Genomic DNA, 14555 nt, shown 5'->3' on the forward strand with positions numbered 1-14555 from the left:
TTTTCAAAGAGTTTTTCTTAAAGTCATTGGAGTTTGTCCGGTATGCTTTTTAAAGAAATTATTAAAATATGAAGCATAATCAAAACCAAGACTGCGTGCTATCTCTGCTACATTCCAGTCGGTATGCATTAATAAAGACCTTGCTTCAGCAAGTATTCTGTTATTAATGTGATGAGTGGTTGACCTGCCTGTCACCTCACTTACTGCTGCATTTAAATGATTAACGTGAATAGCAAGCAGGTCGGCGTAGTCACTTGCTTTTTTGAGTATAAGGGTATATTGCTGGGAGTCTACGGGAAATTGTTTTTCCAGTAGATCCAAAAATAATTTCGCAATGCGCGATGACGCTTTCTGCGGCGAAAAATAGGCGATGGCAGGCTGCATTTTAATCGCTTCGTGAATGATGAGATTCAGATAGTTTCGGATAAGATCATGTTTGTAAATATATTCACTCTCCTGTTCCAGTTTCATCCTGTTAAAGATGCTATTGATGTAATCGGCTTGCAAATCATTCAGAAAATAAACAGGATCACCACCAGGCTTGAATAAATTTGATTCTTCAAGGTTGTGCGTACGCCCGTTTTCCTGAAGAAACTCTTTTGTAAATACACAAAAGTGTCCTACTTTGGTTTCTGGGTTGCCTTCCCATGAATAGGGAATCATGGGAGTGGTGAATACTAATGCAGGGCCGTTGATCTCAATAGCTCTGTTGGGATAATAAAGTATACTGTTACCTTCCAGCGTTAGTGTGATTTTATAAAAATCACGACGGTTATAGGAAGCCAGGCTACAGTTGGCTGTGCAGGTGTCGGCTACCCTGAATTGTGTACGCTCAGTATTTATGTTTTGTAAATATTGGTCTGTGATGCCTGCTTCCTCTGGTAAACTCATAGACAAAGTTAAATATTTCAAAGAGAAAAAGCATTGATCGGTTTTTGGGTAGCGAAGCCAGGTTTGAAAATAATAAGAGCCTGAGGACAGTGGTATGATTTGTTGTCAGCAGGCTCTTAAAGTATTGTGAGAAACTAATTTAATTATTCTGGATCAACATCAGCAGAAGTGGCCAGGATAGTTTTAATAATTGTTGTTTTTGTGCTTCCGTTATTTGGTACCACATCAAAGGAAATTCTTACAGCATAAGCCCCTACTGATGGTCCCCAGCTGGGAGCCTGGCTTGTTTTGAAAGTTCTTGTAAAAGAGGCTGTGCCGTCACCGGTCATGGCAACTAATGTTTCAGTTTGAGGCGTAATATACTCCCCTACATATCCGGTTCCTTTTACAGGACTCTTAACATCAATTAAAACAAATTGCTTTCTTAAATTCTGAATGCTCGCTCCGTCTGGTGTCTGATTAATCAAATCCGGGTTCCATATCATGGAAAAAGAGTTATAGTCAAGAGCAAATTCTGCTGTTGTCTGAGAGTCAACCTCTCCATCGTATTTGTACATCCATTTTTTGATAATCGGAGTGCCTACGATATTAAAAACCCCGAGTTTCTTCGTGTATATTGGGATTATACCGCTTTCAGGGGCAGTTAGGTTTTGAGTCCCGGAGAAAAGGACATCGAAGGTTCCCAGACCAGTAGGAGAGCCTGTTCCGGTCCCCTCAAGTTTTATGGAAGTGTTTATTTTTAGATTTACCTTCTCAGTACTGTAAGTAGTCCCTGTATCATTTTTACCTAAAATAGCATTAAATATACTTTTTGGGAGATCTTTAATGACGCTTGATGATTTAATAGATTCAAGAGCTCCTTCTGTTATTTGTGACATTTTCAATGCGCTAAGCCCATCTTTGAAAATACTTTTTAATGCAGCAGAAGCACCTGAACTGATGGCTCCCATACCAAGGTTCATTGCGCCATTAACTAATGTTGACCACAAAGAGCTTCCTGTTTTTTGAGGGACCTGTATTGTTCCGTCAATTGTGCCGGTCTGACTACCTGTGAAGCTATATTTAGTTACATCCTGCCCCATTAATCCTATTTTTAACACATTAGCTGCATAGCTTTGAGGATAAATTGATTCGTCATATGCCAGCTCAAATTGTTCTGCATACCAACAGCCATTCGGTTGTACCTTTTTCTCCAGCTGTACTCTGGTTGTATAGAGTAATTTAATGGAGTTATCGACTAATTCCCCCTGTTCAAAGTTTAGTACTTTGGAATTATTTGCGGTACCGTTTAAGCCTAGTTCCCAGACAATATTCTTTGTTGGACTAAAATTAGTATTATCCAAATAATAATAGATGCGTAAAAGGCCCCTGTATCTGTTGTATATAACGAAATACTTCTTTTGGGTATCAACCGGATTTACAGCAAAAGTATTCATATAAAGTTCCCACCCATCTGCTGGCTTCATATCACTCATGTATTCTGTAGGAAACTCTCTGGAAGTCCCGCCCGCAAACGGAGAGAGAATATTTGTATTGAACCAAGGGTAAGTCTGGTTGGTCCAGATTAAATCTGCAGACGGAATATAATTTATTTTTTTGTCGGTAGCGAGCTCTTTTCCGGGTATTACTGTGTGGTCCTTTTTACACGACGAAAATGCGAGTAAAGATGCAGTTAAAAAAATAAAGTGTTTAGTCGTTTTTGAATACATAGGTATTGGTTTTGGTTTGTTGTGTACTGTAGAATATGGTTCTTTTTTGTTGCTTGTTGTTTAATCTCTAGTATTTTGTGTTGATTTTTTAAAGAAATGTAATTGCTTTTTTTGTTTTTTATGTCATTTTTTTCTATTTTAGAAATGTAGGAAGAATTTAGAGAAAAAATGATCTGTATCGATCTTTTTACCATATGGATGAGTTGAGCGATGATTAATGGGGATTGTTAATCGAAAGTTAAATTAAGTTCACAACTGTAGTGTATATATTATAGGTACTGGATACTAATCCAGGCTCTTAATAATTTTAGCTGCATTCATATTATTGGGATCAAGTTTTAATGATAGTAAGTAGTTTAGTTTTGCTTGATTTTTATCTCCTGCCGCCAGGTAAGCCTCACCAAGACTATCATAGACATCTCCGCTATTAGGGTACAATATTGTATTTACTTTGAAAATATCTATAGCTTTTTTAAATTCTTTGGTTTTTAAGAATCGGTATCCTAGTCTGTTGATGTAAGGCTGGCTTAGTGCAAAGTGTTCCGGGCTTTCGGTTTTTGCCTGCTTATAGGCAGATAGTGCTTTTTCAAACTGATCATCCAGTATGAATTCAAAAGGGACTTTTTCTTCAGTTTTTAGCTCGGGGTTCACAAATGAAACCGAATCGGTACTCAAAACAGAAGCTATATACCTGATATGATCAGAAGGGTTACGAACAATTTTAGTCTGTGCTTCCCAGTTTCGTAAAGCATAAGTGTTTGCTGCAACTTTGAATAGTTCTTCAGGTTCTTCTGCATTTTTTTGAAGGAAGAGTCTTTCTCCATCAGCATAGATTTTTATTAACTCATATTTTTCGGACCGGTACCTGCCACCATTATTTTCTATATCAGCGGCTGTAATCTGTATTTTCTTATAAATGGGTAATACATAGTTTGACCAATTGTAATTAATTGCTACAGAACGTATTAATTCTTCAATAAGCATTGGCTGATTGCCATTTGTAAGTATTACCAGGCCGTAGCCTTTATTTTTATGAGCGATTATTTTACTTGAAAAACCTTCATTCCACCCTCCGTGGTTAAAATAGATATCCTGTTGCTTCTTCTCAAGAAAAATTCCAAGACCTTCAAAAGGTTCAATCAATGGACTGGTCATTTTATCTGCCATTTGCTGCGTCAGTACTTTTTCGCTTTGTCCCTTTACTGTTAATTGTATATCAATTGCAAATTTCGCAAGATCTTCGGCAGTAGTCCAGAGACCGGCAGGAGACATTTCGGGATAGGTATGTCTTTTTCCTGTGGTTTGTTTCCCATCAGGCAGGTAACCTGTTGCTGCCCATTTCAATTGATCTGCTTGTAAGGGTTGACTATAAGTACTGTTTTTCATCCCAAGCGGGTCCAGTACCAGTTCTTGCATGATCTCAGGGAATGGTTTACCTTCTATATCGATTAGCATTTGCTGTGCAATGCAATATCCTCCTCCTGAATAATTAAAACTGCCTCCTGGTTCCTTGTATACCCGAATAGCTCCAGAATTAGCTGGGGCTGTTCCATTAAGTATCTGCAATAGTGTGGGAACCTTATCGGGAATTGCATAGCCCGCGAAGCCTGAAACAGTGAGTCCGGCGCTGTGGCTAAGAATGTATTTCAGGGAAACTTTCTTTTTTGCTGTAAATTCATTTTCCGGCAGCTTCCATGATTTAAGATATGAATTTACATCTTCATCCAGGTTGATTTTTCCTCTTTCCACCTCTTTTAGTACCGCATAGGCACTTACCGGTTTGCTGATTGAAGCTGCTTGAAAGAGCGTCTGTCCTGTAACTGGTAGCTTGGTTTCCCGATCAGTTACGCCATAACTTTTGATCCATATTATTTTTGAATCTTTTATGACGGCCATACTGAGACCAGGCACACCATAATATTTCATTCTTTGTTCAATAGTCCATACGGAGTCCCCTTCAAAACGTACCGGGGGTATTAATCCGGTCTCAATTTTCTTTATCTCTGCCTTGATTCCGTGATCAGTTTGAGCTAAAATATTATGACAGTATAGAGAAGCGATTAAAAACAGAATACCTACAGTAGCTTTGTTTTTCATAATGAAGATTGATCAGGGTGATTTATGAAAATAAAGATAACTAATTGTTAATCAAATGCGGGATGAAACAAGAAGTGTTTCCTGTGATTAAACTATCATCTTCGCGAATGCCCATACCTGAGGGCTGCTGGCCTATAATCCACGAACCTATAATAGGAATTTTAGTTCCGGACCGCGGAATGTTAAAGATCTTCTGGCAGATATAACCTTCCCTGCCATATATCCCCTTTGTTTCTTCTATCGTCTTCCCATTTTTGATAATACTGATATTCGCTCCTTCTCTTGAATAAATTGGTTTTTTTACATAATCCTTTAAACTGTTCTCCTCCTCGAAATAACATTCCAGAATATAAGGGCAGTTTGGAAATAATTTCCATAAGACCGGCAACAGGGCTTTATTGGAAAGCAACATTTTCCATGCAGGTTCTATCCAGTAAACTTCGGGGTTTAACAATAGCTGATCAAAGAAAGGTTCATTTACCATCCATTCCCATGGATAAAGCTTAAAAATATTCTTAATCTCCTGATCTTCCAGATCTACAAATTCGCATTCTTCCTGATCCCATCCAATGTCATCAATAAAAATGAGTTTGGTTGATATTCCTGCCTGTATGGCGCAGTCTCTCATATATTCTACAGTAGTCAGGTCTTCCAGTGATTGTTTGACACAGGCAAAATGTAAAGGCCCTTCATGAAGATAAGGTTTCAGATATTTCCAATAATCAATCAGGCGTTCATGAACAGAATTGAACTGATCTTTATGCGTAGCAAAATCCTGCAGCCAGAACCATTGTACAATTCCAGCTTCAAATAAAGAAGTCGGCGTGTCGGCATTAAATTCAAATAGTTTTAAATCGTTTCCGTCAAATCCGAAGTCAAAACGGCCATATATTGCAGGTACATCATCATTCCAGCTTTTTTCAATAAGTGCTATAGCTTTCTCCGGGATTGCAAACTTATGATATAGCTGATGGTCTATGATATATTGTACAGCTTCAAGGCACATGCCCCAAAGCTCGGCTGTAGCCGTTTCAATTTTATTAACCTCCGACAGTGAGAATTCATAATATGCAGTCTCATCCCAGTAAGGAATATCAGAAGTATGGAAGCCAAAGCCCAATTTCTCTACAGCTGCCTGCCAGTGGTTTCTGGGGGTAATACTATGTCTTTGCATTTATGATGAAACAGAAAATGAATGTGAGCCTCCAAAACCACCTCTTATTGCAGCGCCTTTCATGGCCGATCTGCCAATATTTGAACGCTCAGAAAGTGAAGAGGAATAATAACCTGAATGATGATATCTGCCGCCGTAAAACATACCATATGGCCGGAATGCATAATACCATAGAAATGGCGAGAGATGTGCACCCTGTGTATGAGTATAGTTCGCTGTAGTGTCAGAACGCATATAGACTTCATTGGAATCCCAGTCTGGTTTGGGTTTACTGCAGGAAGCCAGTGCTGCGGTAATAAGTACCAGGGATACAACTTTTGATTTCTTCATATTAATTTACTGTAATAAAGATCTGATAGTTTTTCCTGACCTTTAAAGTCGTGTCCTGGCCTGAACTGTTCTCCCCCTGTTCATTTGTGAATCCCAATGCAGGTATTGTGTCCAGTCTGACAACTCTTTTAACGTCTTTGTTTTTAACCCAGAATATATGCTCAGTGTTCATCACATCAAGAGAGTCATTCAGATGCGCAATATGGACTTTGGTTTCAACTGAGCCGTTTTTATCTACCTCTTTGACTTTATCGTCATTTTTCTCTTTGCAGGCCATCAAAGACAACACAAAGATCGCGGGTACTAATTTTTTCATGAGTTCTATTTGATCAATTATTGCGGGAAAGATAAGAAATCTTAACGCGATAAGAAAAATCAGGTGATAAGTTGTGGTCTGTCCAATGAATTTGTAAAGTTGCGTAGTGCTATCAAACAAAATGGTCTTTCCTATCTGGAAAGACCATTTTGTTTGAGTTTATAAAAGCGCTTTAGATTAAAAATGAGTTTTGGATTTTGTTAACCGCAGTCCAGGCATTGCCATTCTACGATACCATCACTCCCTCCAAAACGCTGCATCGTATATTTTTCAAGATCTATTAAGAACCCTATGCCATTTTGATTTGCATTTATAGTACAGCATCCATCGCAATCTGAATCTGAACAATTATCATAAACTTTAGCATCAATCTGTTTACTTCCCTGCTTAATTCTCAGTGTTTTTAATCTGTACTTACCGGCATCTTTTGAATGGATAGATGCTATTTTATTAGCTTTTACCCATGTTAAAGACTGCGTCCCTTCTAAAAAAGCAAACTGACCGGACCATGTACAGCCATTGTATTTAACGCATTCTTCGCTACCCGGATCCGGATAAGATTCATAATTGGTAAGATTAGCTTTGCGCCAGACAGGGGCAGCAGCATCGACATTTTTTGCCGAAGAGGCTTGCGATTCAGGACTTTGTACTTCAAGGTCTTTTTTACATGAGGCAAGAGTCATCATGCCTGCTAAAACGAAAATTGTCGTTTTAGACTTTAACAGGTTGGAAATTGTTGAATTTTTCATAGATGTTTGGTTAGGTTGTTGTATATCAGTTGTTTGTAATGTATTTTAAATTTAATTATTTTTAAGATTAAAATACAGTATCTATAATTTATATTATTTAATAATAAATTCAGTTATTATTTTATGTATTTGATATTTAAGGTGTGTAATTTCTTTATGGAATTATAAATATGATAATATTGAAAATTATTCTTTGATAGAACATGGCGTGCTCTGTAGTAAAGAGCTGAATGTAAAAGCGTTAAATACTGTTAATCCTGCTTGCTATTTTTATCTCTTTGATCTTATGTCTATCAGATTCCTTTATATTTGATAGCATTATCAATTAAATTTTATGAAAGCCATTCTTTTTTCTATCCTTCTTATTTTTCTAGTCAATGTGGAAACCTTTGCCCAAAACTGTAATTGTGCAGAAGAGTTTCAATATGTCAAGGATAAAATAGAAAAGAATTATGCCGGGTTCAGGGATAAAGTAAATCCCAAAACCAGTGCGGCTTATCAGAAATATAGTGCTCAGGTACTGGAGAGATCGAAAAATATTACTTCGGCACCCTACTGCGTTAACCTTATTAATGAATGGATTGGGTTTTTTAAGGATGGTCATATTGAAGTAGGGCGTAACAGACTTTCTAAAGAGAAATATGATGCCGATCAGGAAAGGCTGTTTGCAAGTGTTGAAAAGCAGGTAGTGGATGAACAAGTGTTAAGTAACTTAAAGAAATCTGTTGGCATAGAAGGAATTTACTGGGATAAGGATTCTGTTTATAAAGTAGCTGTAATCAAAAGTGAAAATGGCTTTCGTGATTATGCTGGTGTAATCCTGGAATCAAAAATCAAGGCTTGGAAACCGGGTTTTGTGATGCTGGAATTAAAAGAGCAGAAAAATATTTTAAAGGGAATAGCCTACGATAAATATTGCACACCTGAATCTGTGTCTCTGAAAATCAGTCAGAATGCAATAGGCGATTGGCAAAGAGAAGGGACAAGCAGGGTAAAAGCAGAAAAAGTTTCGCTCGATGATATCTCCAGCAAATTGCTTTCTGCCCAGACATTCTATATCCGGATTGGAACCTTTAACCAAAGAAATGCTAAGGGTATTGACTCTTTAATGCTTTTTAACAAAGAAATTTTAGAAAAAACGCCTAATCTGATTTTGGATTTAAGAAACAATGGAGGCGGAGCAGATTTCTCCTATCGGGCGCTTATCCCATATCTTTATACCAATCCAATTCAAACGATAGGTCCGGATATCTTGTCTTCGGACGATAACATTGCAGGTTGGGCAGGATTGCTAAAGCTGAATGATATGCCTGAAGATCAGAAAGTATTTATCCGCGAAAAGATGGCAGCAATGGAATCGCATAAAAATGAGTTTATTGACCTCGGAGCTGACAAAGACCTCGTGCTGGATAGTATAAACTTATTCCCTAAAAAGATTGTGATCTTAATTAATAAAGGCTGCGGGTCAACAACTGAGCAATTTTTACTGGCTGCAAAACAGAGTAAAAAGGTGATAATTATGGGTGAAAACTCTGCTGGTGTATTAGATTATGCCAATGTTAGAGATATCTCATTTAACTGTATGCCATATGCACTCCATTACGCAACCAGCAGGAGCAGAAGAGTTGATAAAGGACAAGGTATAGATAATATAGGTATTAAGCCCGATCGTATATTGACCACTGCCCAAAATTGGATAACAGAAGCGCAGCGGTATTTAGAGAAAAAATAATTTTCTAAATCGTAAATCCCTTGCCAAAAACATCATGCACATCGTGGATGACAACAAAAGCATCAGGATCGGTTTCATGTACCATATTCTTTAACTCTATGAGTTCGGGTTTACTGATTACTACATAGATGACTTCTTTCCGGTCTTTGGTATAAGCACCATGACCATGCAGTACTGTAGCTCCTCTTACCAGGCCTTTTGTTATTTTTTCGGCAATGATAACAGATTGAACAGAGATGATGGTAACGGCTTTTTTCGTATTAAATCCTTCAACGATAAAATCAACAACCCTTGCGCCAATGTAGACTGCTACCAGGGTATACATCGTCTTTTCGGGGCCTATAATGAATGTAGACAGTCCGATGACTACAATATCAACAATAAGCATTGCTGTGCCTAGTTTCCAGCCCCAGAGCTTTTGAAACAGGCGGGCTATAATTGCAGAACCACCAGTAGTCCCTCCGGACAGAAAGACCAGGCCTATCCCCCCGCCTACAAAAAGACCTGCAAATATAGCGGCTAGTAAAGGGTCAGAAGTTAAAGGTGGATGCGTATTCTCTGTAAGAAATAGAAACAGAGAAGAGAAAAAGATGCCAAATAACGTATATACGATTGTACGTTTGTCTAGTAATTTATAGCCTATTGCCATCAGAATAGCATTCAGGATCAGGTTTAAGATTCCTGGAGACCAGTGGAAGTAGTAAAAGGCAACAATAGTAAGACCAATTACCCCACCTTCAGATAATTTATTTGGAATGGCAAAATAATTGATTCCTGAGGCAAAAATAAGGGTCCCTAAAATTATCAGTGCGATATTTTTTACATGTTCTTTTGTTGCCGGCGTTGCCATGATGTTGTTTTAGATAAAGAGGTAAAATAGGATTGAGCGATCGTTAAAAAGGCTTCTAGCGATATTTATCCTGCAAATATCTAAAACAAATCTGGTTTTTACATAACTAATTCCATCCTCCGCCTAAGGAACGGTAAAGATCTACCATTGCACTGAGCTGTTGACGTTCTATATCCATGAGGTTCAATTCACTCTGTAAAACATTACTTTGCGCAGTAATCACTTCCAGGTAATTGGCCATTCCATTTTTAAAAAGCATATCGGCATTTTTGATAGCCTGCTTTAGTGTTTGTACCCTTAAATCTTGTAATTCACGTTGTTTTTTTAATTTATCAAGCTTCACAAGTGCATCTGTTACTTCGGTAACCGCATTGATCACTGACCGCTTAAATTCTATAACAGACTTGTCCTTTTCTATTTTAGCTAATTCAAGTTGTGTTTTCAGTTGGCGGCGTTGAAATATCGGCTGCGTTAACCCTCCGGCTACCGTACCAAATAATGAGCCTGGAATATTAAACCAATTACTCGCTGTAAAAGTATTAATACCCCCGCTCGCGGTAATTTTTAAAGAAGGATACATACTGGCCTGTGCAGCTCCTATACGGACATTTGCAGCCATTACAGTTAGTTCTGCTGCTTTAACATCCGGCCTGATTGACAGTATATCAGCTGGGATGCCTGTTGTTAAATGTTCGGCTACAGAAAATGCGCTTAAACTCACTTTTCTTTCAATTTTTGAAGGAAAAGTCCCTGCCAGCGTACTTAATGCATTTTCCTGTATTGCAATCAATTGCTCTAGCTGAGGAACAAGTAATGCCGCTGATAATTGCTGTGCTTCAGCCTGTTGAACCGCAAGGCTATTTACCTGTCCTGATTCTTTTTGTAAACGGATAACAATCAGGGTACTATCATTAAGCTGTACATTGTGTTTCGCGATCTCTAATTGTGCATCCAGCATCAGAAGATTGAAGAATCCCTGGGCCACATTGGCTACAACCTGTGTTTTTACAGTTCTGGCAGCAGCTTCTGTTTGCAGATAAGTAGCGAGTGCGGCTTCTTTCTGTCTGCCGATTTTCCCCCAGATATCTGCCTCCCATGATAACCCTAAGTTTGCATTATAATCTTCTATATGTTTGGCACCAGTAAACATGGCAGCACTCATTCCGTTCAGGCTATTATCTGAAGATCTGTTACTGGCTGCATTTACTTGTAAATTAAGCTCAGGTAAAAGGGCTGCATTGGCCATTTTCAAGCTTTGTTTTGCACTCTCTATATTTTTAATTGCAAAAGCCAGATCAAAATTGCGCAGCACGGCACTGTCTATCAATTGCTTTAAAGCAGGTTCTGTAAAGAAGTCCTTATAAGCAATCTTTGCTATACTTGGGCCGGCGGCAGCTGCTGCTGTTCTGGTGTTGAACTGTTCTGGCAGCACGGTTTGAGGCCTGATATAATCCTTTCCTGTTTTGCAAGCGGATAAGACTAATGGGATTGATAAAACGTATATATATTTATTCAGTTTCATGTTCAAAATTTCTAAAGACCCGTTAAATTCTGTTCTTTGTGCGTACCACTGATCTTTTCATGTAAATACTGAAAGGCGACGTACAGTACCGGGATGATAAACACACCTAGTATTACACCCAGTACCATTCCGCCTGCGGCACCAGTTCCAATAGAACGGTTACCTAATGCTGATGGACCTACAGCACGCATCAAAGGAAGTAACCCTACAATAAATGCCAGTGAAGTCATAATGATCGGACGCAGTCTGAGTTTCGATGCTTCTAATGCAGACTCTAACAGTGTCATCCCTGCTTTACGGCGCTGTACAGCATATTCTATAATCAGAATTGCATTTTTAGCCAGTAAGCCGATCAGCATGACCATAGCAACCTGTACATAAATATTGTTCTCTAATCCGGCCATGTTTACTGCTAACAATACGCCCAGGATACCTACCGGCACAGAAAGAATAACTGCCAGTGGTAAAATATAACTCTCATATTGGGCAGCCAGCAGGAAGTAAACAAACAATAAACATAATCCGAATACGGTAGCGGCCTGTCCGCCTGATGATTTTTCTTCCAGAGACATCCCTGTCCATTCGTAACTATAACCTGCGGGCAGATATTTCGCCGCAACTTCTTCTGTCGCATTGATGGCATCACCTGTGCTATAACCTGCTTTAGCCATTGCATTAATACTAATTGCATTGAAAAGGTTGTATCTTGATACTGTTTCAGGGCCATATACTCTTTTCAGTTTGATCAGGGTATTGACAGGAACCATTTGTCCGCCCGCATTTTTAACGAAGATCCCATTGATTGATTCAGGAGTAGCTCTTGAAGCTACATTTGCCTGTACAACAACTCTGTAATACTTGCCAAAACGGTTGAAATCTGAAGTTTGTATACTTCCATAATAGGCCTGCATAACTCCCATCAGGTCTTTTATACTCACGCCCAGCTGTTTGGTTTTTACCGCATCAACTTCCATTTCCAACTGTGGATAATCTGTCCGGAAAGTAGTAAATGCAGCTTGTATTTCTTTGCGTTTCATCAGCTCCTGGGTAAATCCCTGTGCGATTTCGCTGAATTTATCAAGTCTGGCCCCTGTGCGATCCTGTAAAACAAGCTCCAGTCCGCTGACATTTCCAAAACCAGGAACTGTAGGCATAGTGAATACAAATATGGTACCTTCCAGAATGGTTGATAACTTTTGGTTCATCACACCGATGATTTCATTGATATCTTTTACATCACCTCTTTTGTCCAGATCTTTTAGTTTGATGAAACCAACACCAAATGAGGGACTGGTTGCATTACTCAGCATATCAAAACCAGAAATACTGGTAATGTTTTCTGCTGCAGGTATTGTTTTGATAATACTATCTGCTTTTTTCAAAGCCTGACCTGTTCTGTCTAAAGAAGATCCGGCAGGCATAGCTAAAGAGAAAACAACAAAACTGCCATCTTCATCCGGAATAAATCCCTTTGGTGTAGTGCGCAGCATCCAGAAGGTTAGCAGCATTAATAAAGCTAAAGCACCAAAGCTCGCCCATTTGAAACGAATCAGGACTTTAATACTTTTAATATACCTATCTGTCATAGCAGAAAAGCCAGTATTAAAAGCGGTGAAGAATTTCTCGCTGAACCCTGCCTTTTTAGCTGGATCTGTATGGTTATTTTTCAGAAACAAAGCGCATAATGCAGGGCTTAAAGTCAGTGCGTTCACTGCAGAAATTACAATCGCGATAGCTAGCGTAAAGGCAAATTGTCTGTAAAATACTCCGGTAGGCCCTTCCATAAATCCTACGGGTAAAAATACAGCGGCCATAACCAATGTAATGGAAATTACTGCTCCTGTAATATCATGCATAGCAGATAAAGTAGCCTGGCGTGCAGGAAGATGTTCATACTCCATTTTAGCGTGTACAGCTTCGACGACCACAATAGCATCATCTACTACAATTCCAATGGCCAGAACGAGTGCAAATAAGGTTAACAAGTTAATCGAGAACCCAAATAATTGCATGAAAAAGAATGTCCCTATAATGGCTACAGGTACCGCAATCGCCGGGATTAATGTAGATCTGAAATCCTGAAGGAAAATAAATACAACAATAAATACCAGGATAAAGGCCTCTATTAAGGTATGTATAACCTGCGAAATAGATTGATCCAGCTGAATTTTTGTACTCAGCGGGGTCTGATATTTCAAGCCTTTTGGAAAGGTTTTGGATAACTTTTCCATTGCCGCATTGATCTCTTCCTGTACTTTATTTGCATTGGATCCTGCTGTTTGATAAATAGCCATACCCGCACCAAATTTACCGTCCACCCAGGTGTCACCACTATAGGTATAAGAGCCGAATTCGACTTTGGCAACATCTTTTACCCGTAAAACTGAGCCGTCAGCATTGGCCCTGATAATCATTTCTTCAAAACCTAAAGGCTGATTGGATTTACCTTTGTATTTCAGAACATATTCAAAAGCTTCTTTACTTCCTTCCCCGAATTTACCAGGGGCCGCCTCTACGTTCTGATCCTGAATAGCTGTCATTACCTCTTGGGGGCTTAAGCCATAAGAAGCCATTTGCTCTGGATTTAACCAAATCCGCATGGCATAATCTTTATTTCCAAATACGGTAACGTTACCAACTCCTGAAACCCTTTTCAGTACTGGAATAATATTGATTTTCGCATAGTTCTCTACAAAAGCAGCATCATATTTCTGACTTTCATCAGCAATAGACATGAACATAATCATACTGTTTTGTTGTTTCTGCGTAGTTACACCAATCTGAACAACCTCGGCAGGTAATTGACTTACGGCCTGGGATACTCTGTTTTGTACGTTTACTGCGGCCTGATCGGGATCTGTTCCCAATTTGAAATAAACCTGGAGGCTTAAAGCACCGTCGTTACTGGAGGTTGACTTGATATAAGTCATATTCTCTACCCCGTTGATCGCATCCTCCAGAGAGGGGGCGACAGTACGAGCTACTGTTTCTGCATTCGCGCCAGGATATACGGCCGTAACGAATACACTTGGTGGTGCAATATCCGGAAACTGCGTAACCGGGAGTTTTGTCATACTCAGAAATCCGAGTATTAATAACAAAATGGAGATCACCGTAGCGAGTACGGGTCTTTCTATGAATTTCTTAAACATGGGGTCATTGTAGGATGATGCCGGGTTAATTCA

The 14555-nt window shown here is 39.0% G+C and carries 11 protein-coding genes; 1 reads left to right on the top strand and 10 read right to left on the bottom strand.

Features of this window, described 5'->3' with window-relative positions; translation table 11 throughout:
- Positions 1 to 3 precede the first annotated feature (3 nt).
- From HDE68_RS07190 to HDE68_RS07220, 7 genes are all read right to left on the bottom strand, one after another.
- Positions 4 to 891, bottom strand: a complete 888-nt coding sequence (locus HDE68_RS07190) for a helix-turn-helix domain-containing protein (protein ID WP_183880446.1) — start codon at positions 889 to 891, stop codon at positions 4 to 6.
- Between the two features lie 143 nt (positions 892 to 1034).
- Entirely contained in the window at positions 1035 to 2600 is a 1566-nt protein-coding gene (locus tag HDE68_RS07195) for a hypothetical protein (RefSeq protein WP_183880449.1), read from the bottom strand.
- Between the two features lie 285 nt (positions 2601 to 2885).
- Positions 2886 to 4697 (bottom strand): serine hydrolase, encoded by a 1812-nt coding sequence (locus tag HDE68_RS07200; RefSeq protein WP_183880451.1) that lies wholly within the window; start codon positions 4695 to 4697, stop codon positions 2886 to 2888.
- Between the two features lie 40 nt (positions 4698 to 4737).
- Positions 4738 to 5871, bottom strand: coding sequence for a glutathionylspermidine synthase family protein (locus tag HDE68_RS07205; protein WP_183880453.1), 1134 nt, complete (start codon positions 5869 to 5871; stop codon positions 4738 to 4740).
- Positions 5872 to 6201: a hypothetical protein gene (locus HDE68_RS07210; protein ID WP_221300692.1), complete on the bottom strand. Its 330-nt coding sequence runs from the start codon at positions 6199 to 6201 to the stop codon at positions 5872 to 5874. It lies immediately after the preceding gene.
- A 1-nt stretch (position 6202) separates the two neighbouring features.
- Positions 6203 to 6517 carry a hypothetical protein gene (locus HDE68_RS07215; protein ID WP_183880455.1) on the bottom strand — a complete coding sequence of 105 codons (315 nt, stop codon included), beginning with the start codon at positions 6515 to 6517 and terminating at the stop codon, positions 6203 to 6205.
- Between the two features lie 200 nt (positions 6518 to 6717).
- Complete coding sequence (locus HDE68_RS07220; RefSeq protein WP_183880457.1) at positions 6718 to 7266, bottom strand: hypothetical protein; 549 nt, start codon at positions 7264 to 7266, stop codon at positions 6718 to 6720.
- Positions 7267 to 7600: 334 nt separating this feature from the next.
- On the opposite strand from HDE68_RS07220, the gene HDE68_RS07225 reads away from it, so the two are divergent.
- On the top strand, positions 7601 to 8998 hold the full coding sequence (locus HDE68_RS07225) for a S41 family peptidase (RefSeq protein WP_183880459.1): 1398 nt from the start codon (positions 7601 to 7603) through the stop codon (positions 8996 to 8998).
- A 4-nt stretch (positions 8999 to 9002) separates the two neighbouring features.
- Here the strand turns inward: HDE68_RS07225 and HDE68_RS07230 are convergent, their stop codons facing one another.
- The 3 genes from HDE68_RS07230 to HDE68_RS07240 form a co-directional block, all read right to left on the bottom strand.
- Positions 9003 to 9848 carry a YitT family protein gene (locus tag HDE68_RS07230; protein ID WP_183880461.1) on the bottom strand — a complete coding sequence of 282 codons (846 nt, stop codon included), beginning with the start codon at positions 9846 to 9848 and terminating at the stop codon, positions 9003 to 9005.
- Between the two features lie 106 nt (positions 9849 to 9954).
- A complete protein-coding gene (locus HDE68_RS07235) occupies positions 9955 to 11370 on the bottom strand; it encodes an efflux transporter outer membrane subunit (RefSeq protein ID WP_183880463.1) in 1416 nt (471 codons plus the stop codon).
- An 11-nt stretch (positions 11371 to 11381) separates the two neighbouring features.
- Positions 11382 to 14522 carry an efflux RND transporter permease subunit gene (locus tag HDE68_RS07240; protein ID WP_183880464.1) on the bottom strand — a complete coding sequence of 1047 codons (3141 nt, stop codon included), beginning with the start codon at positions 14520 to 14522 and terminating at the stop codon, positions 11382 to 11384.
- Positions 14523 to 14555 lie beyond the last annotated feature (33 nt).

This window comes from Pedobacter cryoconitis (assembly GCF_014200605.1).
Lineage (GTDB): Bacteria > Bacteroidota > Bacteroidia > Sphingobacteriales > Sphingobacteriaceae > Pedobacter > Pedobacter cryoconitis_B.

Bases quoted from the DNA above. Each gene is read 5' to 3' on its own strand.
- HDE68_RS07190 (WP_183880446.1), bottom strand. From the start codon at position 891: ATGAGTTTACCAGAGGAAGCAGGCATCACAGACCAATATTTACAAAAC.
- HDE68_RS07195 (WP_183880449.1), bottom strand. From the start codon at position 2,600: ATGTATTCAAAAACGACTAAACACTTTATTTTTTTAACTGCATCTTTA.
- HDE68_RS07200 (WP_183880451.1), bottom strand. From the start codon at position 4,697: ATGAAAAACAAAGCTACTGTAGGTATTCTGTTTTTAATCGCTTCTCTA.
- HDE68_RS07205 (WP_183880453.1), bottom strand. From the start codon at position 5,871: ATGCAAAGACATAGTATTACCCCCAGAAACCACTGGCAGGCAGCTGTA.
- HDE68_RS07210 (WP_221300692.1), bottom strand. From the start codon at position 6,201: ATGAAGAAATCAAAAGTTGTATCCCTGGTACTTATTACCGCAGCACTG.
- HDE68_RS07215 (WP_183880455.1), bottom strand. From the start codon at position 6,517: ATGAAAAAATTAGTACCCGCGATCTTTGTGTTGTCTTTGATGGCCTGC.
- HDE68_RS07220 (WP_183880457.1), bottom strand. From the start codon at position 7,266: ATGAAAAATTCAACAATTTCCAACCTGTTAAAGTCTAAAACGACAATT.
- HDE68_RS07225 (WP_183880459.1), top strand. From the start codon at position 7,601: ATGAAAGCCATTCTTTTTTCTATCCTTCTTATTTTTCTAGTCAATGTG.
- HDE68_RS07230 (WP_183880461.1), bottom strand. From the start codon at position 9,848: ATGGCAACGCCGGCAACAAAAGAACATGTAAAAAATATCGCACTGATA.
- HDE68_RS07235 (WP_183880463.1), bottom strand. From the start codon at position 11,370: ATGAAACTGAATAAATATATATACGTTTTATCAATCCCATTAGTCTTA.
- HDE68_RS07240 (WP_183880464.1), bottom strand. From the start codon at position 14,522: ATGTTTAAGAAATTCATAGAAAGACCCGTACTCGCTACGGTGATCTCC.